The organism is Micromonospora sp. CPCC 205739 (assembly GCF_036906795.1).
Lineage (GTDB): Bacteria > Actinomycetota > Actinomycetes > Mycobacteriales > Micromonosporaceae > Micromonospora.
The window spans coordinates 101,494-122,406 of sequence record NZ_JBAKHS010000015.1 but is presented as its reverse complement, the minus strand read 5'-3'; the positions used below and the strand labels follow the sequence as shown (position 1 = coordinate 122,406).

Annotated in this window: 19 protein-coding genes; 2 read left to right on the top strand and 17 right to left on the bottom strand. The window is 74.7% G+C overall.

The features are described 5' to 3' along the window. Window positions 1–7 precede the first annotated feature (7 nt). From V6U88_RS21375 to V6U88_RS21330, 10 genes are all read right to left on the bottom strand, one after another. Window positions 8–1,210, bottom strand: coding sequence for an argininosuccinate synthase (locus V6U88_RS21375; protein ID WP_334455544.1), 1,203 nt, complete (start codon window positions 1,208–1,210; stop codon window positions 8–10). Then, window positions 1,207–1,722, bottom strand: a complete 516-nt coding sequence (locus V6U88_RS21370) for an arginine repressor (RefSeq protein ID WP_334455542.1) — start codon at window positions 1,720–1,722, stop codon at window positions 1,207–1,209. Before V6U88_RS21370 ends, V6U88_RS21375 begins: the two co-directional genes overlap by 4 nt. Then, the gene (gene argF, locus V6U88_RS21365; protein WP_334455540.1) at window positions 1,719–2,645 is read right to left on the bottom strand and encodes an ornithine carbamoyltransferase; all 927 of its coding nucleotides are present in this window, start codon (window positions 2,643–2,645) and stop codon (window positions 1,719–1,721) included. The genes V6U88_RS21370 and argF overlap by 4 nt, the downstream gene beginning before the upstream one ends. Then, window positions 2,642–3,925 carry an acetylornithine transaminase gene (locus V6U88_RS21360; protein ID WP_334455539.1) on the bottom strand — a complete coding sequence of 428 codons (1,284 nt, stop codon included), beginning with the start codon at window positions 3,923–3,925 and terminating at the stop codon, window positions 2,642–2,644. Before V6U88_RS21360 ends, argF begins: the two co-directional genes overlap by 4 nt. After that, a complete protein-coding gene (argB, locus tag V6U88_RS21355) occupies window positions 3,922–4,809 on the bottom strand; it encodes an acetylglutamate kinase (RefSeq protein ID WP_334455538.1) in 888 nt (295 codons plus the stop codon). The genes V6U88_RS21360 and argB overlap by 4 nt, the downstream gene beginning before the upstream one ends. Then, window positions 4,806–5,978, bottom strand: a complete 1,173-nt coding sequence (gene argJ, locus V6U88_RS21350) for a bifunctional glutamate N-acetyltransferase/amino-acid acetyltransferase ArgJ (RefSeq protein WP_334455537.1) — start codon at window positions 5,976–5,978, stop codon at window positions 4,806–4,808. Before argJ ends, argB begins: the two co-directional genes overlap by 4 nt. Then, entirely contained in the window at window positions 5,975–6,976 is a 1,002-nt protein-coding gene (gene argC / locus V6U88_RS21345) for an N-acetyl-gamma-glutamyl-phosphate reductase (RefSeq protein WP_334455536.1), read from the bottom strand. The genes argJ and argC overlap by 4 nt, the downstream gene beginning before the upstream one ends. 172 nt (window positions 6,977–7,148) lie before the next feature. Further along, complete coding sequence (locus V6U88_RS21340) at window positions 7,149–8,174, bottom strand: NAD-dependent epimerase/dehydratase family protein (protein WP_334455535.1); 1,026 nt, start codon at window positions 8,172–8,174, stop codon at window positions 7,149–7,151. 8 nt (window positions 8,175–8,182) lie between these two features. Further along, window positions 8,183–8,971, bottom strand: coding sequence for a glycosyltransferase family 2 protein (locus V6U88_RS21335; protein WP_334455534.1), 789 nt, complete (start codon window positions 8,969–8,971; stop codon window positions 8,183–8,185). After that, window positions 8,968–10,179 carry a nucleotide sugar dehydrogenase gene (locus V6U88_RS21330; RefSeq protein ID WP_334455533.1) on the bottom strand — a complete coding sequence of 404 codons (1,212 nt, stop codon included), beginning with the start codon at window positions 10,177–10,179 and terminating at the stop codon, window positions 8,968–8,970. Before V6U88_RS21330 ends, V6U88_RS21335 begins: the two co-directional genes overlap by 4 nt. 238 nt (window positions 10,180–10,417) lie before the next feature. Between V6U88_RS21330 and V6U88_RS21325 the strand changes: the two genes are divergently transcribed. Beyond that, on the top strand, window positions 10,418–12,256 hold the full coding sequence (locus V6U88_RS21325) for an AfsR/SARP family transcriptional regulator (RefSeq protein WP_334455532.1): 1,839 nt from the start codon (window positions 10,418–10,420) through the stop codon (window positions 12,254–12,256). Window positions 12,257–12,275: 19 nt separating this feature from the next. Here the strand turns inward: V6U88_RS21325 and V6U88_RS21320 are convergent, their stop codons facing one another. The 3 genes from V6U88_RS21320 to V6U88_RS21310 are packed head-to-tail and all read right to left on the bottom strand — an operon-like array spanning window position 12,276 to window position 15,232. Further along, window positions 12,276–14,120 (bottom strand): ABC transporter ATP-binding protein, encoded by a 1,845-nt coding sequence (locus V6U88_RS21320; RefSeq protein WP_334455531.1) that lies wholly within the window; start codon window positions 14,118–14,120, stop codon window positions 12,276–12,278. Continuing rightward, a complete protein-coding gene (locus V6U88_RS21315) occupies window positions 14,117–14,656 on the bottom strand; it encodes a TlpA family protein disulfide reductase (RefSeq protein ID WP_334455530.1) in 540 nt (179 codons plus the stop codon). Before V6U88_RS21315 ends, V6U88_RS21320 begins: the two co-directional genes overlap by 4 nt. A gap of 30 nt (window positions 14,657–14,686) precedes the next feature. After that, window positions 14,687–15,232 (bottom strand): MauE/DoxX family redox-associated membrane protein, encoded by a 546-nt coding sequence (locus tag V6U88_RS21310; protein ID WP_334455529.1) that lies wholly within the window; start codon window positions 15,230–15,232, stop codon window positions 14,687–14,689. Between the two features lie 160 nt (window positions 15,233–15,392). On the opposite strand from V6U88_RS21310, the gene V6U88_RS21305 reads away from it, so the two are divergent. Continuing rightward, window positions 15,393–15,608 (top strand): hypothetical protein, encoded by a 216-nt coding sequence (locus V6U88_RS21305; protein WP_334455526.1) that lies wholly within the window; start codon window positions 15,393–15,395, stop codon window positions 15,606–15,608. Between the two features lie 60 nt (window positions 15,609–15,668). Here the strand turns inward: V6U88_RS21305 and V6U88_RS21300 are convergent, their stop codons facing one another. The 4 genes from V6U88_RS21300 to V6U88_RS21285 form a co-directional block, all read right to left on the bottom strand. After that, complete coding sequence (locus V6U88_RS21300; RefSeq protein ID WP_334455524.1) at window positions 15,669–16,136, bottom strand: S26 family signal peptidase; 468 nt, start codon at window positions 16,134–16,136, stop codon at window positions 15,669–15,671. 3 nt (window positions 16,137–16,139) lie between these two features. Continuing rightward, entirely contained in the window at window positions 16,140–18,686 is a 2,547-nt protein-coding gene (gene pheT / locus V6U88_RS21295; RefSeq protein WP_334455522.1) for a phenylalanine--tRNA ligase subunit beta, read from the bottom strand. Window positions 18,687–18,726: 40 nt separating this feature from the next. After that, window positions 18,727–19,833, bottom strand: coding sequence for a phenylalanine--tRNA ligase subunit alpha (gene pheS / locus V6U88_RS21290; protein WP_334455520.1), 1,107 nt, complete (start codon window positions 19,831–19,833; stop codon window positions 18,727–18,729). A 215-nt stretch (window positions 19,834–20,048) separates the two neighbouring features. Then, complete coding sequence (locus V6U88_RS21285) at window positions 20,049–20,888, bottom strand: TrmH family RNA methyltransferase (protein WP_334455519.1); 840 nt, start codon at window positions 20,886–20,888, stop codon at window positions 20,049–20,051. Window positions 20,889–20,913: the final 25 nt, after the last annotated feature.

Here is a 20,913-nt window from a genome sequence, read left to right as displayed (position 1 = left end):
ACCACCGCTAGCCGCCCAGCCGGGCGTCCCGCGCGGCGGCCATCTTGCTCGGCAGGCCCCAGAGCTGCACGAAACCCTTGGCCAGCGACTGGTCGAAGGTGTCGCCGGTGTCGTAGGTGGCCATGCCGAAGTCGTAGAGGCTGGCCTCGGAGCGCCGGCCGGTGACGGTGGCCCGGCCGCCGTGCAGGGTGAGCCGTACCTCGCCGGAGACGTGCCGCTGGGCGTCGTCGATGAACGCGTCCAGGCTCTCCTTCAGCGGCGAGAACCAGAGGCCGTCGTAGACCAGCTCACCCCAGCGCTGGTCTACGCCGCGCTTGAACCGGGCCAGGTCGCGCTCGACGGTGACCGCCTCCAGCTCCTGGTGGGCGGTGATCAGCGCGATCGCGCCGGGGGCCTCGTACACCTCGCGGCTCTTGATGCCGACGAGGCGGTCCTCGACCATGTCGAGCCGGCCGACGCCCTGCTGCCCGGCGCGCCGGTTCAGCTCCAGGATCGCCTGGTACGGGGTGACGGTCTCGCCGTCGATGGCGACCGGGTTGCCGGCGTCGAAGGTGATCACGACCTCGTCGGCGTCGCGCGGCTCGGCCGGGTCGGCGGTGTAGGAGTACAGGTCCTCGATCGGGCCGTTCCAGATGTCCTCCAGGAAGCCGGTCTCCACGGCGCGGCCCCAGAGGTTCTGGTCGATGGAGTACGGCGACTTGGCCGAGACGTCGATCGGCAGGCCCTTCTCCTCGGCGAAGGCGATGGCCTTGTCCCGGGTCCAGGCGAAGTCCCGGGCCGGGGCGATGATCTTCAGGTCGGGGGCGAGGGCGCCCAGCCCGACCTCGAAGCGGACCTGGTCGTTGCCCTTGCCGGTGCAGCCGTGCGAGACGATCGTGCCGCCGTGCTTGCGGGCCGCGGCCACCAGGTGCTTGACGATCAACGGCCGGGACAGCGCGGAGACCAGCGGGTAACGGTCCATGTAGAGGGCGTTGGCGCGCATCGCCGGCAGGCAGTAGTCGGCGGCGAACTCGTCGCGCGCGTCGACCACCTCGGACTCGACGGCGCCGCAGTCCAGGGCGCGCTGCCGGATGGCGTCGAGGTCCTCTCCGCCCTGCCCGACGTCGACGGCCACCGCGATGATCTCGGCGCCGGTCTGCTCGGCGAGGTACGGAATGGCGACGGAGGTGTCGAGACCTCCGGAGTAGGCAAGGACGACCCGCTCGGTCATGGTGTGGTGCTCCCTTCAACATGTTCTTCCCGGCGGGCCCACCCGGCGAGCTTGTCGCCGAGCGCGGCCCCACCGACGGCCTCGCGGGCCACGACGAGAATGGTGTCGTCGCCGGCGATGGTGCCGACGATCTCGGGCAGGCCCGCTCGGTCCAACGCGCTGGCCAGGTACTGGGCTGCGCCCGGCGGGGTGCGCAGTACGGCGATGTTGCCGCTGGAGTCGACCCCGTTGAGCAGCTCGCGCAGCAGCCGGACCAGCCGGGCCGGGGCCGCCTCGGCGTCGCGCAGCGGCCGGTGGCCGTCCTCGGGGATCAGGTAGACACCCCGCCCGTCGCCGCCGCGCGCGGTGACCGCGCCCAGCTCCTTGAGGTCCCGGGAGAGGGTGGCCTGGGTGACCTGGATGCCGTCGGCGGCGAGCAGGTCGGCCAGCTCGGTCTGCGAGTGGATCGCCGTGTCGCGGATCAGCTCGACGATGCGGCCGTGCCGGGCGGCGCGGGTCAGCGGGGCGGTCATGTGGAGGCCTCCAGGAGATACGTCAGCAGCGCCTTCTGGGCGTGCAGGCGATTCTCCGCCTGGTCGAAGACCGCGCTGCGCGGCCCGTCCAGCACCTCGTCGGTGATCTCCTCGCCCCGGTGCGCGGGCAGGCAGTGCAGCACGATCACCTCCGGCCCGGCGTGGGCCAGCAGCGCGTCGTTGACCTGGTACGGCAGGAAGGGGGTGATCCGGTCCAGCCCGTCGTCCTCCTGACCCATCGAGGTCCAGGTGTCGGTGGCGACCACGTCGGCCCCGCGTACCGCCTCGACCGGGTCGACGAGCGCCCGGACCGATCCGCCGGTGCCGAGGGCGATCTTCTCGGCGCGGGCCAGCACGTCGGGGTCGGGCTGGAAACCGGCCGGGCCGGCGACCCGCACGTGCATCCCGGCGGTCGCCCCGGCCAGCAGGTACGAGTGCGACAGGTTGTTGGCGGCGTCCCCGACGTACGCCAGGGTCCGGCCCCGCGTGCCGCCGCAGTGCTCGCGGACGGTGAGCAGGTCGGCCAGGAGCTGGCAGGGGTGGTAGCCGTCGGTGAGGGCGCTGACCACCGGCACGGTGGCGTGCGAGGCGACCTCGGCGATCCGGTCGTCGCCGTGGGTGCGCAGCACGATCGCGGCGACGTAGCGGGAGAGCACCCGCCCGGCGTCGGCGAGGGTCTCCCCCCGGCCGAAGTGGGTGACCTGGGTGTCCACCACCAGGGGGTGGCCGCCCAGTTCGGCGATGCCGGCGTCGAAGGAGATCCGGGTGCGCAGGCTCTGCTTGTCGAAGAGCACCGCCACCGACCGCGGCCCGGCCAGCGGCGTGTACGCGAACCGGTCGGCCTTCATCCGCGCGGCCAGGTCGAGCACGGTGGACTGCTCGGCGGGGGTCAGGTCGTCGTCCCGCAGGAAGTGCCGGATCATGCGGGGACCTCCGTGGCGCTGGTCGTGGTCGGGGTGGCGGCGGCCGGCGCGAGGTCGGCCCGCGTCGCCGTGTCGGCCCGCGGCGCCGTGTCGGCCGGCGCCGCCGTGTCAGCCGGCGCCGCCGTGTCGAGGGCGGCGGGGAGGGCGGCCAGGAAGGCGTCGACCTGGCCGGCGGTGAGGATCAGCGGCGGGGCGAGCCGGACCACGTCCGGCTGCACCGGGTTGACCAGGAAACCGGCCTCGCGCAGCGCGGCGGTGACCGGACCGGCGGCCGGGGCGGTGAGCACGATCCCGAGCAGCAGGCCGGCGCCCCGGACGTCGGCGACCAGCGGGTGGCCGAGCGCCTCGACGCCCCGGCGCAGCCGTTCACCGGTGCGCTTCACGTGGTCGAGCAGCCCCTCGCTGGCGATGGTGGCGACCACGGCCAGCGCGGCGGCGCAGCTGACCGGGTTGCCGCCGAAGGTGGTGCCGTGCGAGCCGGGGGCGAGCAGTTCACCGGCCCGGCCGAAGGCGAGACAGGCGCCGATGGGCAGCCCGCCGCCCAGCCCCTTGGCCAGGGTCACCACGTCCGGCTCGATCCCCTCGGCCTGGTGGGCGAACCAGTGCCCGGTGCGGCCGATGCCGGTCTGCACCTCGTCCAGGACGAGCAGGGCACCGCGCCGGGCGGTGATCCGCCGCGCCTCGGCCAGATAGCCGGCGGGCGGCACCACCACGCCGTTCTCACCCTGGATCGGCTCCAGGATCACCATGGCGGTGGCGTCGGTGACGGCCGCGTCGAGAGCGGCGGCGTCGCCGTACGCCACGTGGGTGACGTCCCCGGGCAGCGGGCGGAACGGGTCGGCCTTCGCCGGCTGGCCGGTGAGCGCCAGCGCGCCCATGGTCCGGCCGTGGAAGCCGCCCCGGGCGGCCACCACCTGGGTGCGGCCGGTGAGGCGGGAGAGCTTGAACGCCGCCTCGTTGACCTCCGCCCCGGAGTTGGCGAAGAACACCCGGCCGGGCCGGCCCGCGAGGGCCAGCAGCAGCTCCGCCAGCGCCACCGGCGGCTCGGCGACGAACAGGTTGGAGACGTGGCCGAGGGTCGCGACCTGCTTGGAGACGGCGGCCACCACGGCCGGGTGGGCGTGGCCCAGGGCGTTGACCGCGATGCCGCCGAGCAGGTCGACGTACTCCCGGCCGGTCTCGTCGACCACGACGGCGCCGGAGCCGGAGACCAGCGCCAGCGGCGGGGTGCCGTAGTTGTCCATCAGGGCCTGGCCCCACCGTTCGACCAGCCTGCTCATGCGCTCACCACCATCGTGCCGAATCCTTCCGAGGTGAAGACCTCCAGCAGCGTGGAGTGGGCGACCCGGCCGTCGACGACGTGCGCGGCGGGCACGCCCCCGCGCACCGCCCGCAGGCAGGCCTCCATCTTCGGGACCATCCCCGACTCCAGGGACGGCAGCAGCTTCGCCAGGTCGTCGTCGGTGATCTCGCTGACCAGGCTGGCGGTGTCCGGCCAGTCGGCGTACAGGCCGGCCACGTCGGTGAGCACGACCAGCTTGCGGGCGTCGAGGGCGACGGCGAGCGCGGCGGCGGCGGTGTCGGCGTTGAGGTTGTGCAGCACCCCGTCGGCGTCCGGCGCGACGGTCGAGATGACCGGGATCCGGCCGGCGGCGATCAGGTCGGTCACCGCCGAGACATCGACGGACTCCACGTCGCCGACCTGCCCGACGTCCACCGGCTGCCCGTCGACGTACGCGGGCCGCCGGACGGCGGTGAACAGCCCGGCGTCCTCGCCGGAGAGCCCGACGGCGAACGGGCCGTGCGCGTTGATCAGCCCGACCAGTTCCCGGCCGACCTGCCCGACGAGCACCATCCGGACCACGTCCATCGCCTCGGGGGTGGTGACCCGCAGGCCGCCCCGGAACTCGCTGGCGATGCCGAGCCGGCCCAGCATGGCGGAGATCTGCGGCCCGCCGCCGTGCACGACGACCGGCTTGAGGCCGGCGTACCGGAGGAAGACCATGTCGGCGGCGAAGGCGCGCTGCAGCGCCGGGTCGACCATGGCGTTGCCGCCGTACTTGACCACGACGCATGCGCCGGAGAAGCGGGCCAGCCAGGGCAGCGCCTCGATCAGCGTCTCGGCCTTGACCTGGGCCCGGGTGAGGTCCGCGGAGAGGCTCATGAGGAGTACGCCGAGTTCTCGTGCACGTACGCGTGGGACAGGTCGTTGGTCCAGATCGTCGCGGCCGAGGAGCCGGCGTGCAGGTCGATGCGGATGGTGACGTCCCGGCCGGAGAGGTCGACCTTGGCGCGGTCCTCGGCGGCGGCGCCGGAGCGGCACACCCAGATCTCGTTGACCGCGACGTCGACGCGGTCGGGCTCGAAGGCGGCGGCGGTGGTGCCGACGGCGGCGAGGATCCGCCCCCAGTTCGGGTCGTTGCCGAACAGCGCGGTCTTGACCAGGTTATTGCGCGCCACGGAACGGCCCACCTCGACCGCGTCGTCCTCGTCGGCGGCGCCGACCACGTCGATGGCGATCTGCTTGGTGGCGCCCTCGGCGTCCGCGATGAGCTGCTGGGCCAGGTCGTGGCAGGCGGCGGTGACCGCGGCGGTCAGCTCGGCGGCGGTGGGCTCGACGCCGGAGGCGCCGCTGGAGAGCAGCAGCACGGTGTCGTTGGTGGACATGCAGCCGTCGGAGTCGATCCGGTCGAAGGTGACCCGGGTGGCGGCGCGCAGCGCGGCGTCGAGCGCCTCCGGCCCGGCGACCGCGTCGGTGGTGAGCACGCAGAGCATGGTGGCCATGGCCGGGGCGAGCATCCCGGCGCCCTTGGCCATGCCGCCGACGGTCCAGCCGCTGCCCCTGGCGACGGTGGTCTTCGGCCGGGTGTCGGTGGTCATGATCGCCTCGGCCGCGGCGGTGCCGCCGTCGCGGGTGAGCCCGCGGATGGCGCTCCGGACCCCGGGCAGCAGCTTCTGCATCGGCAGCCGCTCGCCGATCAGGCCGGTGGAGCAGACCGCGACCTCGCCGGCGCCGAGCATCAGCCGGGGGCTGACCGAGGTCAGCGCGGCGGCGGTGTGCTCGGCGGTGGCGTGGGTGTCCTGGAAGCCGGCCGGGCCGGTGCACGCGTTGGCGCCGCCGGAGTTGAGCACCACGGCGCGGACCACGCCGCCGCGGACGACCTGCTGGGTCCAGAGCACCGGCGCGGCCTTGACCCGGTTGGCGGTGAAGACGCCGGCGATCCCGGCGTCGGGGCCGTCGTTGACGACGAGGGCGAGGTCGGCGGCGCCGCTGGTCTTGAGCCCGGCGGCGATGCCGGCCGCCCGAAAGCCCCGGGGGGCGGTGACGGTCATGGCGCGACTCCGAAGACGGGGAGGCCGGTGGTCTCGGGCAGGCCGAGCATGAGGTTGGCGCACTGCACGGCCTGGCCGGCGGCGCCCTTGCCGAGGTTGTCGATCGCGCTGACCACGATCACCCGGCCGGAGTCGACGTCGAGGCCCGCCTGGAGGTGGCAGGCGTTCGAGCCGGCGGTGGCGGCGGTGTGCGGCCAGGCGCCCTCGGGGAGCACGTGCACGAACGGCGCGTCCGCGTACGCCCGGGCCAGCACCTCGCGCGGGTCGGCGTCGCCGGTCGGCAGGGCGGTGACGGTGGCGAGGATGCCGCGCGGCATCGGCGCCAGCACCGGGGTGAAGGAGAGGGTGGTCGCGCCGGTGGCCTGCTTGATCTCCGGCACGTGCTGGTGGGCGCCGACCTTGTAGGGCGACAGGTCGCCCATCACCTCGCTGCCGAGCAAGTGGGCCTTGGCGGCCCGGCCGGCGCCGGAGGTGCCGGAGGCGGCGACCACGACCACGTCGGTGGGCAGGACCGCGCCGGCGGCGATCAGCGGGGCCAGGGCGAGGGTGGTGGCCACGGCGTAGCAGCCGGTGCTGGCCACCCGGTTCGCGGCGGCGATCGCCGCCCGCTGGCCGGGCAGCTCGGGCAGGCCGTAGGTCCAGGCGCCGGCGTGCGGGCCGCCGTAGTAGCGGGCCCAGGCGTCGGCGTCGTGCAGCCGGTGGTCGGCGCCGAGGTCGACCACCTTGACCGTCTCGGGCAGGGCCGCCGCGAGGGCCGCCGACTCGCCGTGCGGCAGGGCCAGGAAGACCAGGTCCGCGTCGGCCAGGGTCGTCGGGTCGGTCGCCGTGAGCGCCAGGTCGAGCCCGGCGAGCTGCGGGTGTACGGCGGCGACGGGCTGACCGGCCTGGCGGTGGGCGGTGGCGGCGACCAGGTCGAGCTCGGGGTGCCCGGCGACCAGACGCAGCAGCTCGCCCCCGGCGTATCCGCTCGCGCCCGCGACCGCTACTCGAATGCCCATACTCACCTCCGCATGACTATGCAGAAAGGCTAGCGCCCCAACCCCTCTACTGCAAGTTCATACATCACTTCGCATGAACATGAGGCCAGAACGCCGGTCATCCGGCACGAAAGAGCCCGACCGGGTTCGCGGGGGGCGAACCGGGCCGGGCGGGGACGAACGTGGCAGGAGGCTAGAGGCGACCCTCCTCGACCGCCCGGGTCACCCACGGGATGACCTCGTCGAGCATCTCGTCCAGGGAGGTGCCGGCGGTGAAACCGAGAACCTCGCGGGCCTTGGTCACGTCCGGCACCCGCTTCTGCACGTCGTACTGGTAGGGCTCGTCGGAGACGTACCGGAACGGCACGTCCGGGCCCTTGATCTTGCGCCAGATCAGCTCGGCCAGCTCCAGCACGCTGGTGGACTCGGCGGTGGAGAGGTTGAAGTCCTCGTTGCGGGCCGCCGCGTGCTCCACCGCGGTGGCGATGCCCCGGGCCAGGTCCCCGCCGTAGGTGTAGTGCCGCACCTGGTGGCCCTCGCCGAGGATGTGCAGCGGGTCCTGCCCCTTGACGATCTTCTGCACCAGATCCGGCACCACGTGCGACATGGCGAGCTTGACGTTGCCGGAGAGGACCTCGGCCTGGCCGAGCGCCCGCCCCTCCCCCACGCCGACGCAGTTGAACGGGCGGACGATCGTGTACGGCAGCTGGTACTGCTCCCAGGCGGCCCGGGCGTAGTACTCCACGGCCAGCTTCTGGAAGCCGTACGAGGAGAGCGGCGGCGGGATGAGCCGCTCGTCGCCCTCCTTGCTGGGCCAGTGCTCGGTGGACTCGTAGACCATCGAGGAGGACAGGTAGGTCACCTTCGCCAGGCTGCCCTCGCGGTGGGCCCGGATGGCCGCGTCGCAGGTGGCCGCCATGATCCGCTCGTTGGTGGCGAGCAGGTCGTAGGCGTAGGCGTGGAAGTAGGAGATGCCGCCGATCATCGCCGCCCCCGCCACCAGGTGGTCGCAGCCGTCCAGCAGCTCGGTGAGCAGGTCGACGTCGCGGGCGTCGCCCTCGGCGAATCGGAACCGGGGGTGCGCGTCGTAGCTGTGGGTGACCGGACCGTACTTGGAGAAGTTGTCGATGCCGACCACCTCGTGGCCCCGGCCCAGCAACTCCTCGACGAGATAACCGCCGATGAAGCCGGCCGAACCAGTTACCAGGACCTTCGCCACGTGCGCTCCTATGCGGTCTTCTCGTACTCGGTGCTGTCCCGCTCGCCGCGCGGGGCGGGCACGGCCGGGGCCGTGCGGGCGGTCAGCTTCTCCCGGCTCAGCCGTCGACCGTAGGCGAAGAAGTACCACTTCAGGTAGCCGGGGAGGAACCGGCCCAGGTCGAAGTGGGACTCGCCCAGCGGCCGGTCCAGCCAGATGGTGGGGATCTCGGCGACCGGCAGGCGCAGCCGGTTGGCCTTCGCGGTCAGCTCCAGCCCGATCTCGAAGCCGGTGCGCGACTCGATCCCGACCTCCCGGACGAACGCCGTGTCGTACGCCTTGAAGCTGTTGGTGGCGTCCCGGGTGCCGACCCGGGCCAGCGTGTAGAGGCTGCGCCCCGCCCAGCGCGACATCATCCGCTTCAGCCGGGGCCCGCCGACCTGCTGCCCGCCCGGCATGTAGCGGGAGGCGGCGGCGACCACCACGCCCCGGTCCACCAGCCGGGCCAGCTCGTCGATCTGGCGGGGGTCGTCGCAGCCGTCGGCCATGGTGACCACCACCACCGGGGCGAGCGCGGCGTCGATGCCGAACCGGATGGCGTTGGCCGGCCCGCGCCCGTACGTGTTGAGCACCGCGCGCACCCGCGGGTCGGTGCGGGCGATCTGCTCCACGTACGGGACGGTGGTGTCCTCCGGCATGTCGTGCACGATCAGCACCTCGGCCGGGAGCAGCATCTCGCGCAGCATCCGTTCGAGGCAGCGCAGGATCGCCTCGCCCTCGTTGTAGACCGGCACGATGACCGACACCCGTGGCCTCACACCCGCACCCCCGTCCCGGTCAGCCCCCACATGTCGATCACCGGCTTGTCGGTGTCCAGCCGGGCGTACTGCTCGTGGGGCGCGGCGATGACCAGCAGGTCCGCCCGGCGCAGCACCTCGTCCAGGTCGACCAGGCGCTCGTCGGCCACGTACGGGTCGGTGCAGATGGTCTCCCGGGTCTTCAACGCCAGGATCTTGCGCAGCTTGTACGCCAGGCTCTCCCGGGGGTCGTCCGAGCCGCCCTTGAAGGCCATCCCGAGGATGCCCACGGTCAGCTCGGACAGGTCGAACCGGTCCTCCAGCCGGGACACCAGGTAGAGCGGCAGCCCCTCGTTGATCAGCATCGCGGAGTGGCCGAGCACGAAGTTGTTCCGGTTGAACGCGGCCAGCTGCATGGTGTCCTTGAACAGGCACGGCCCGGCGGCGAAGCCCGGCATCGGCAGGTCGGCCGCGCGCGGGTAGTCGTGGGCGACCGCGTGCCGGATCCGGGCGAAGTCCAGCCCGAAGTCGTTGGCCATCATCCAGAACTGGTTGGCGGTGGCGAACTTGATGTACCGCCAGGTGTTGGTGAACAGCTTCGCCAGCTCCGCCTCCTCCGGCTCGAGCGGGACGATCTGCTCGGTGAGGTGCCGGAACAGCTTCTCCGCCCGGGCCAGGGCGGCGGGCGTACGGGCGGCGACGATCTGCGGCAGCGTGAACAGCTCGGTCATCGCCCGGCCCTCGGCGATGCGCTCCGGGCAGAACGCCACGTCGGCCTTGACGCCCTTGCCGGCGAGCAGCTTCTCCGTGAGCGCGGTCACGCCCGGGTAGACGGTGCTGCGCAGCACCACCAGCTGCCCGTCGCGCAGGTGCTCGGCGCAGCGCTCCAGCGCGCGGGGCACCGCGCCCAGGTCCGGGTTGAGGTGCTCGTCGACCGGGGTGCCGACGACCACCACCAGGTGCTCGGAGGCGCCCACGGCGACCGGGTCGGTGGTGGCCCGCAGCCGGCCGGCGGCGACCGCCTCGGCGAGCGCCTCGGCCGCGCCCGGCTCGGCGAAGGGCAGGGTGCCCGCGTTCACCGTGGCGACGGCGTCGGCGTTGATGTCGTACAGCACGACGGAGAGGCCGCGGGAGGCGAACGCGATGCCCAGCGGCAGACCGACCCGGCCGCAGCCTCCGACGATGCAGACGTCGACGGAGAGGGGCGCGGGGCCCGGATCCTCGGACATCAGGTCAGCTCCCGGTGGGGGTGGTGGGGGTGTGATCGAGGTGGTGAGTTGGAATCCAAGCAGGTTAACCGCTTCCATGTGACCGGTGGGTAGCCGAACATGCCGTCGGCGGTGGCCTTTCGGCCGATGAGCCACGCTCCGAACAATTCCCATGACAGTCCGCATACATCGACTAGGATGATTGGCTGGCGGAAGTGCGGGCCGAGCGGTCGGCCACGGGGGCACACGCGGAGGGCACATGGGCCTGGCCTTTCAGATCCTCGGTCCGGCGCGGGCACAGCGGGACGGCCGGACCCTGCAACTGCCGGCCGGTCGGCCCACCGCGCTGCTGGTCACCCTCCTGCTGCACGCCGGGACGGCGGTGCCGGTCGAGCGGCTGTGCCAGGAGCTGTGGGGCTCGCAGGCGCCCGCCTCGGCGGTGGCGAACCTGCGCAGCCACGCCAGCCAGCTGCGGCACCTGCTCACCGGGCCGGGCGAGCCGGTGCGGCTGCGCGCGGAGAGCGGCGGATACCTGCTCCGGGTCGAACCGGGCGAGCTGGACGCCACCGAGTTCGAGCGGCTGGCCGACGAGGCACGGGCGGCCCGCGACCGCGGCGCGGCGGAACTCGCCGCCGCCCGCTGCGAGCAGGCCCTGGCGCTGTGGTCGGCCACCGAGCCACCGCCCGCGTACGGCCCGCTGACCGCCGCCGCCTTCGACCGGCTGCGCGAGCGCCGGGCCGAGGTCCGCGAGACGTACGCCCGGGCCCGGCTGGACCTCGGCGATCCGGGTTCCCCCGCGCTGGTCGCCCTGCTGCGCGAGCACATCGCGGAGCACCCGTTGCGGGAGTCCGGGTGGGGCCTGCTGATGCGCGCGCAGCACCGCGCCGGCGACGGGGCGGCCGCCGTGCGGACCTACCGGGCGGCCTGCCGGGCGCTCGCCGGTGAACTCGGCGTACCGCCCGGGCCCGAGCTGACCGCGCTGTACCGCACCGTCCGCCGGGGCGAAAGCCCCCCGGCCCGCACGGCGGTGCGCACCCCCGGCGGGTCGCACCCGGCCCGGGCCGCGCCGGTGCCCCACGAGCTGCCCTGCGCCGCCGCGCCCTTCGTGGGGCGGCACGCGGAGCTGGCCCGGCTCGCCGCCGGGCTGGCGGGGACCGGAACCCGCCCGGTGACCCTGTCGGTGTACGGCATGGCCGGCACCGGCAAGTCCGCCCTCGTCCTGCGGGCCGCGGCGGAGGCCCTCGACGCCTTCCCCGACGGTCAGCTCCACCTGGACCTCGGCGGCTCCGTCGCCGGTGCCCGGCTGCCGCCGCTAGAGGTGGCCAACCGGGTGCTCCGGTCGCTGTCCCCGTCGCCCGGCCCGGCCGCCAGCGTGGCAGAGGCCCGCGCCCGGATCCGGTCCCTGCTCTTCGACCGCCGGGTGCTCCTGGTGCTCGACAACGCCGCCGACCCGGCCCAGGTGGAGGACCTGCTGCCGGTGCGCGGCGGGTGCGCGCTGGTGGTGACCAGCCGGACGCCGGTGCTCGACGCCGCCGGCCGCACCCTGCGGCTCGACCCGCTGCCGCCGGCGGACGGGCTGGCCCTGCTGCGCGCCACCGCCGGGGACCGCCCGGTGGACGACGAGCCGGAGGCGGCGGTCGCGGTGGTCACGCTCTGCGAGGGGCTGCCGCTGGCCCTGCGGACCGCCGCCCGCCGGCTCACCGAGGGCCCGCACTGGTCGCTGGCCCGGCTGGCCCGGCTGCTGCGCGACGAGCGGTTCCGCCTCGCCGAGACCGGGCTGCGGCCCCGGCTGACGGCCAGCTACCGCCGCCTCGGTCCGGCCGCGCCCGTGTTCCGCCGGCTCGGCCGGGCCCGGCCGGGTCCGGTCACCGCCGAGTCGACCGCCGCGCTGACCGGCGCCCCGCCGGAGGAGGCGGCGCGGGCGCTGGACCGGCTGGTCGCGGCGCAGCTCGCCGAGCCCGCCGGGCCGGGCCGGTTCCGCCTCGGCGAGCTGGTCCGCCTCTACGCCGCCGAACTGGCCGCCGGCGAGCCGCCCGGCACCGGAGCCGCCGGGGCCGGGTCACCCGAGCCGGGGCCGGCCGGAGGCGAGCAGGCGTGACACCGACCAGCGCGGGCGGTCACACCGGCGACGGGGTGTCCTCCCGGTAGCCGCGCGCCTGCAGGGCGAAGAGCCGTGCGTACCCGCCGCCGGCGGCGAGCAGCTCGTGGTGGTCGCCGTGCTCGGCCACCCGGCCGTCGGCGAGCACCACGATGGCGTCGGCGTCGCGCACCGCGTTGAGCCGGTGCGAGATGAGCAGGCTGGTGCGACCCCGGCGCAGCTCCCGCAGCCGGGTGTGCAGGTCGTGTTCGGCCGCGGCGTCCAGACCCGAACTCGGCTCGTCGAGCACGAGCAGGTCCCGGTCGGCGCGCAGGAAGCCCCGGGCCAGCGCGACCCGCTGCCACTGGCCGCCGGAGAGGACCACCCCGGCCTGCGGATCGTCGCGGTCCGGGCCGTCGAAGAAGACCCGGGTCAGCAGGGTGTCGTAGCCGCGCGGCAGCGCGGTGAGGGCGTCGTCGATGCCGGCGTGCCGGGCGGCGCGGCGCAGCCGCTCCGACTCACCGAGCGCCGACAGGTCGCCGACCGCGATGTTCTCGCCGGCGGTCAGGTCGTAGGGCATGAAGTCCTGGAACACCGCGCCGAGACGCTCGCGCAGCGCCGCCGGGTCGAACTCGCGCAGGTCCACGCCGTCCCAGAGGATCGCGCCGCGCTCCGGGTCGTAGAAGCGGCACAGCAGCTTCACCAGGGTGCTCTTGCCGGCGCCGTTGAGCCCCACCAGCGCGGTGGTCGACCCGTACGGCAGGTGCAGGTCCACCCCGCGCAGCACCCAGGGATGCTCGGGCGAGTAGCGGAACCACACGTCGCGCAGCTCGATCCCCCGGCGCAGCGGCGGCACCGGCCGGGCGGCGGCCGGCACCGGCAGGTCCGGCTCGGCGCGGACCACCTCGTCGTAGTGGTCGAAGAGCAGCAGCGCCTGGTGGATCGCGCCGACCTGGCCGACCAGGGCGCCCAGCGCGCCCTGCACCCCCGGTACGGCGGCCAGGTAGATCGCGACGTCGCCCAGGCTGAGCCGCCCGGCGGCGGCCCCGGTGACGATCCAGACCACGCCGACCCCGGCCACTGCGGCCCCGAGCAGGCCGAGCAGCGCCTGCGCCCGCATCTCCCGGCGGTCCAGCCGCCGCTCCACCCCGTGCATGCCGTGCAGCTCGTCGAGCATCCGGTCGCCGAAGAACCGGCCGAGGCCGAACAGGCGCACCTCCTTGGCGGCCGGCACCCCGGTCAGCAGCTGGGCGAAGAACAGGTCGCGGCGCTGGAAGTGCTCCAGCCGCAGCACCATCGCCATCCGGGAGCGGTTGAGGCGCAGCTGCATCCAGAGCGTCGGCAGCGCCGCCAGCAGCACCAGCAGTCCGACCAGCGGGCTCAGCGCCAGCAGCACGCCGAGGAAACCGCCGATCGCGATGACGCTCTGCACCGCACCCAGCGTGTTCCCGGTGAGCTGGGTCGGGCCGAGGTGCCCGGTCTGCTGGGCGGCCTGCAACCGGTCCTGGAAGACCGGGTCCTCCAGCCGGACCAGGCCCACCAGGCGCAGCACCGCGTCGTGCAGGCGGCGGCGCACCAGCCGGGAGACCGCGCGGGAGCGCTCGGCCTCGACGTACTTGCGGACGTGCGGCAGGACCGCGCCGGTCGCGGCGGCGACCGCCAGGCCGACGCCGAGCAGCACCAGCGGCACCGCCGGCCCGCCCGCGCCGGTGAGGCGGTCCAGGACGAGCTTGGTCAACCCGGCGACGGCCACCGGGGTCGCGCCGGCGAGCACCGCCAGCAGCAGGTCGGTCAGGGTGCCGGCGGGAGCCGCCCGCCAGGTGAGCCCGAGGGCCGCCCGGGCGTGCCGGGCGGCCCGCCGGGGAGCCAGCCGGGGCCCGGTCACCGGGCCACCGGGAGGTCCAACCGGGCGATGCCGAACGCGGTCGAGGCGACGATGCCGCGCTGGTCGAGCAGGCCGAACGCCGGGAAGCCCTTCACCCCGAAGGCCAGCGGCAGCGCGCCGGTGCCCGGCTCGACGAAGACCGTGGCCACGGCGGCGAAGCGGTCGGCGTACGGCTGGGTCTCGTCGCCCTTGCCGACCACGACCACCCAGACGTGCTCGGCCCCGCCGGGCATGTCGGCGGCCCGGTCGAGCAGCGCGGGGATCTGCTCCTCGCAGTGGTCGCAGCTCGGCGAGAGGAACGCCACCAGCGTCATCGGCGGGATGTCGGCACGGGTGAGCACCCGGCCGTCCACCGTGGTCGAGACGAAGTCGCCGGGGATCGAGCCGACCTCCAGCATCACCTCCGGCGGTGCGGACTGCCGGTCGTTGAGCAGGTCGGTGTGTTCGCGCAGCCGGCGGACCACGCCGAGCAGCAGCACCAGGTTGAGCAGGCCGAGTGCGGCGACGAGGACGACGGCGACGGTCAACAGCGCCATGGGGGGCTCCTTGGAGTTCGCAGGGACGGGTCAGTGCCGGCGGGCGGGGCCGGGGGCCCGGGCCGGGGCGAAGAGGGCGACCAGGTCGTCGAGGCGGACCACCACGGCGGCCAGCGGAACGGCCAGGCCGACCGCGAGCAGGGTGTCCACCGCGCCCGGTGGCGCGCCGCCGGCGGCCCGGCCGAGCAGGCCGAGCAGCGCCACCAGGAGCAGCGCGAGGTTGCGGACCACGTGCCGCGCCCCGATCGGCCCGTCGCCGGACCCGAAGCAGCGGCAGGCGGGCCGCTCGCCGCGACGCAGCGCGCCGACCAGGGCCAGGGTGAGCACACCGAGCAGGCCCGCGGCGAGCAGCAGCCCGGCCGGCGCGGTGGCGGGCACGGCGAGCAGCACGACCACGGCAGCCTCGGCGGTGACCGCGACGCGGGCGACCGGCCGCGTCCACCGGGCCGGTACGCCGAATCGGCCAACCGAGCCGACGAAGGAGCCGAAACCCTCGCGGGTACGCAGCTTGCCGACGACGGCGGCGAGGAACACCAGCGCCAGCAGCAGCCGGGCGGTCAGCTCCAGGGGTCGCATCCGGTACGCCTCCTCGCGGGTACGGGGAGGCCCACGCTAGGGGCGGCGGATACATCCTCGGTACAGCGGCGAGCGGCATCGACGGTGGCCGCTGTACCGGTCGGTGTATCCGCTCGTCGTAGCGTCCCGGCAACGATCGGACCCGGGAGGAGGTGAACGAATGTTCCGTCGACTGGAGAGCCTGGGCGAGCGGATGCTGGGCGTGTTCGTGCCGAAGGTGACCGCGGCGGCCGGTTGTCCGCCGGACCCGTACTGCGCGCTCTGCGGCATGTGCTACTTCAAGCGGTGCAGCACCAACCTGGCGTGCAAGACGTACTGCGGGACGTGCGGCTACTACTGCAGCGCGGGAGCGACCACGATGACCAGCCTCTGCTGAGGCCGGCTCCGGCGTGCCGCCCGGCCCGGGCCGGGCGGCACGCCTACTCGGGTGCCCCGGTCACTCCGCGCGCAGCCGCGGCCGGACCACCACGCCGAGCACGTCCGCGGCGGCGATGTAACCGCACTCCCGGGAGTCGTAGCTGAACGGCGGGTTGTCGCCGAGCACGACCAGCCGGTCGGCCGGCACCACCCGCTCGTCATGCCGGCGCAGCAGCGGCACCCGCTGGACCGGCACCGGATCGCCCGGCACCGCGTGCGCCCGCTTGATCAGCAGCCCGGGTTCCTCGCCGGGGCGGCCTGGACGGCCCGCCGTCATCGCCGCCGGCGCGGCCACCACCACCACGTCGCCGGCCCGGATCCGCTGCAGCGGCACCCGCCGGGCCAGCACCCGGTCACCGGCGCGCAGCGTCGGCTCCATGCTGCGACCGACCACGGAGACCAGCAGCAGGTGCCGGCGCGCCCACCACAGCCCGGCGGTGACCGACGCGAGTACGCCGGCCACCACCAGCCATCCGAGGAGCGGCACCGGTCAGGCGCCGCGCAGCGTGGCGCCGAACCGCTGCGCCGCGAGGGCGACGGCCGCGTCGCGGGCGGCCACCGCCTCCTCCACAGTCAGCGTCCGGTCCGGGGCCCGGAAGGTGAGCTTGTACGCCAGCGAGCGGCGACCCGCGCCGAGCTGCTCCGAGGCGTACACGTCGAAGAGCCGGACGTTCTCCAGCAGCTCGCCGGCGCCCTCGACCAGGGCCTGCTCCACCTCGGCCGCGGGCACCGACTCGTCCAGCACCAGCGCCACGTCGATCAGCGCCGGCGGGAAGCCGGAGACGGTCGGCGCGGGCGCGACCGGCGGGGCCGGCAACGCGTCCAGGTCCAGCTCCATGGCGCTGGTCCGCCGGGGCAGCTCCAGCGCCGCCACGACGGCCGGGTGCAGCTCGCCGGCGTGACCGACGACCGCGCCGTCGACCAGCAGCGCGGCGCAGCGCCCGGGGTGCCAGGGCGCGTACTCGACGGCCCGGACCTCGATCCGGTCCGCCGGGATGTCGGCGGCGGCGAGCACCACCCGGCCGGCCTCGACCGCGTCCGCCCAGCCGGCCGCCCGGCCCGGGCCCCACCAGCCGGCGGGGTCCACGTCGCCGGCGAGCACGACCGCGACGTGGCGCGGCTGGTGCGGCACCACCGCGTCGGCGGCGGCGAACTCGGCCTCGGTGGGACGCCGGTCCACGCCCATCGCCGGCGGGGTGCCGGCGCCGGGACGCGGGTGGAAGACCGTCCCGATCTCGTAGAGCGAGAGGTCGCGCTGGCCCCGGCCCAGGTTGCGCTTGAGGATGCCGAGCAGCGGGCCGAGCAGCGTGGTCCGCAGCACCGGCTCCTCCTCGGACAACGGGTTGGCCAGCCGGACCGCCGCCCGGCGCGGGTCGTCGGCGGGCAGGCCGAGATGGTCGGCCAGCTCCGGCGCGGTGAACGGGTGGGCCAGCACCTCGACGTGGCCGCGCTCGGCCAGCGAGCGGGCCACCGCCCGGCGGCGGCGCTGCTGCCAGGTGAGGCCCCGCCCGGCGGGTGCGGTGGGCAGCACCGACGGCACGCGGTCGTACCCGTCGAGGCGGACCACCTCCTCGACCAGGTCGGCCGGGTCGGTGAGGTCGGGTCGCCAGGTCGGCGGGGTCACGGTGAGCACGTCGCCGGCGCCGGCGGCCACGCCGACCTCGCCCGGGTCCTCGGTCAGCCGGTCGGCGCCCCGGACGACGGTGCAGCCGACCTGCTCCAGCAGGGCGACCACCCGCTCCGGGGAGTACGCCACCCCGACCCGCCGCGACGGCAGGTCCACCGGCAGGACCACCGACCGCATCGGCCGGACGTGGTCGAGGTCCAGGATCTGCTCGCCGACGGTGCCACCGGCGTGCGCGGTGAGCAGCCGGACCGCCCGCTCCAGGGCGACCAGCGGCAGGGCCGGGTCGACGCCCCGCTCCCAGCGCTTCGCCGCCTCGCTGAACAGCTTGTGCCGGCGCGCGGTGCGCCCCACCATCACCGGGTCCCAGTGGGCGGCCTCGAAGAGCACGTCGGTGGTGCCGTCGACGACCTCGCTGGTCTCGCCGCCCATCACCGCGGCGAGCGAGATCGGCCCGGTGTCGTCGCAGATGACCATGTCCTCGACGGTGAGGGTGCGGGCCACCCCGTCCAGGGTGGTCAGCTTCTCCCCCGCCTCGGCGCGGCGGACCACCAGCGGGCCGCTGATCCGGTCGGCGTCGAAGGCGTGCATCGGCTGGCCGAGTTCGAGCATCACGTAGTTGGTGATGTCGACCGGCAGCGAGATGCTGCGGACGCCGGCCACGGTGAGCCGCCGCGACATCCAGCCGGGCGTCGCGGCCGTCGGGTCGATGCCGCGCACCATCCGCGCCGCGAACCGGTCGCAACCGACGGTGTCCCGCACCTCGACCGGGTACGCGGGCTCGGGCGTGCCGCCGGGCGCGGGCGCCAGGCCCGGGTCGCGGAACGGCACGCCGAGCGCGTGCGCCAGCTCGCGGGCGAGGCCGCGCACGCTCAGCGCGTACCCCCGGTCCGGGGTGATCTCCAGCTCGACCACGACGTCGTCGAGCCCCACCACGGGGCGCGCGTCGTCGCCCGGCTTGGCCGGGGTGTCGGAGGGCAGCACGATGATGCCGGAGTGGTCGTCGCCGAGGCCCAGCTCCTTCGCGGAGCAGATCATGCCGGCGGAGTTGCGCCCGTAGGTCTTGCGCGCGCCGATGACGAAGTTCCCGGGCAGCACGCCGCCGGGGAGGATCACCACGACCCGGTCGCCCTCGGCGAAGTTGCGCGCCCCGCAGACGATCTCCTGCGGCTCGCCGGTGCCGTTGGCGGCGCCGACGTCGACCCGGCAGAACCGGATCGGCTTCTTGAAGCCGGTCAGCTCGTCGATCTCCAGGACCTCGCCGACCACCAGCTGACCGGCGACGGTCTCCCGCAGGTCCACCACGGAGTCGACCTCGATGCCGAGGTCGACCAGGGCCTGCTCCAGGTCGCCGGTGGGCAGGTCGGCCGGGAGGTCGACGTACTCCCGCAGCCAACTGACAGAAACTCGCATGACTTCAGACCACCGTTCCCGTGACTCGTACCCGCATCGCCTACGCCCCGACCCCGAACGCGCGGGTGAACCGCACGTCGCCCTCGGCCATGTCCCGCATGTCGCTGACCCCGTGCCGGAACATCACGGTCCGGTCGATGCCCATGCCGAACGCGAATCCGGAGTAGACCTCCGGGTCGATGCCGCAGGCGCGCAGCACCCGCGGGTTGACCATGCCGCAGCCGCCCCACTCCACCCAGCGCGGCCCGTCCCGGTGCTCCGGGAACCAGACGTCGAACTCGGCCGACGGCTCGGTGAACGGGAAGTAGTGCGGACGGAAGCGGGTCTTCGCGCCCTCGCCGAACATCGCCCGGGCGAAGTGGTCCAGCGTGCCGCGCAGGTGCGCCATGGTGATGCCCTTGTCCACCACCAGGCCCTCGACCTGGTGGAAGACCGGCGCGTGGGTGGCGTCCAGCTCGTCGGTGCGGTAGACCCGGCCGGGCACGATCACGTAGATCGGCGGCTTGCGGGTCAGCATGGTGCGCGCCTGCACCGGCGAGGTGTGGGTCCGGAGAACAAGGCCCGAGCTCGCTGAGCCGCCGGCCGCCGCGCCTGCGGCGGAGCCCGCCGACGGTGCGATGTGGAAGGTGTCCATCAGCCCGCGGGCCGGGTGGTCGGCGGGGATGTTCAGCGCGTCGAAGTTGGTCCACTCCAGCTCGACCTCGGGGCCCTCGGCCACCTCGTAGCCCATCCCGACGAACAGGTCGCTGATCTGCTCCATCAGGGTGCTCAGCGGGTGGCGGGCGCCCCGGGGACGCCGGTCGTACGGCAGGGTCACGTCGACCCGCTCCTCGACCAGCACCCGGGCGGCCTGCTCGCGCTCCAGCACCTCCTGGCGGGCGGCGTAGGCGGCCTCGATCGCCCGGCGGGCCTCGTTGACCCGCTTGCCCGCGTCGGACTTCGCGGCCGGCGGCAGCGCGCCGATTTCCCGGCGGGCGAGGGACACCGGGGAGCGGTCACCGAGGTGCGCGGGGCGCAGCGCGGTCAGCGCGTCCGGGTCTGCGGCGGAGGCGAACGCCTGCTCGGCGTCGGCGACGGCCTCGGCCAGGGCGGCCGGGTCCAGCAGGGCGACCTGCTTCGGGTCGTACGGATCGTTGCGGTAGCTCATGGCGTACGGGCACTCCCTCACGGCGGCGCCGGCCCTCACGGGCGGCTAGGCGAGTCTACGGACGCGCGGCTGTGCCGCAGCCCGCCGGTGGGAGTTACGCGGGAGGAAGGGTCGCAGCCCGCCGCCCGCCGACACCGGCGGGCTGGCTAAACGAACGCCGTGACGCGTTCACCATGCGGACGACTCCCCTGTGCTCCGTAGCGCGCGTGACGAGGTCAGCGCAGTGCTCTGGCTGAAGCGTACAGGCAGACGGCGGCGGCCGCAGCCAGGTTCAGGCTCTCGGCGCGGCCGTGCAGCGGCACCCGCACCCGGGCGTCGGCGGCGGCGGTGAGCTCCTCCGGCAGGCCGTGCGCCTCCGAGCCGAACAGCCAGGCGGTGGGGGCGGCGAGCCGCCCGTAGTCGATGAGATCGTCGAGGTCGCTGTCGCCGTACCCGGTCGTGGCGAGCACGGTGAGCCCGGCGGCGCGCAGCGCGCCGACCGCCGCGAGCGGGTCGGTGGCGCGGACCACGTCGACGTGGAAGAGGCTGCCGGCGGAGGCGCGCACGCACTTGCCGTTGTACGGGTCGACGGCGTCGCCGGCGAAGATGACCGCGCCCGCCCCGGCCGCGTCGGCGGTGCGCAGCACGGTGCCGGCGTTGCCCGGGTCGCGGATCTCGGCCAGCACCGCGACCAGCCGCGGGGCCCGGTCGAGGGCGGTCTCCAGCGGCACGTCGAGGTGCCGGCAGACGGCGACCAGCCCCTGCGGGGCGACGGTCTCGGCGAGCGCCGCCAGGGCCTCGTCGGTCACCTCGGAGACGGGCACGTCGGCCCGGGCGGCGGTCGCCGCCAGGTCGGCGTGCCGGTCGAGGGCGGCCGGCGTACCGAAGAGTTCGGTGACCGTGCCGGCGCGGGCGAGGGCCTCACGGACCGCCTGCGGGCCCTCGGCCAGGAACCGGCCGGTGGCCTCGCGGTCCCGGCGGCGCTGGAGCCGGCGGGCGGCGACGACCCTGGGGGTACGCGGGGTGAACGGGCCGGAGACAGCGTCGAGGCGCCTCCCGCGCGATGGTGACTGCATGGGAGACGCCTCGATCTGCTGCTGG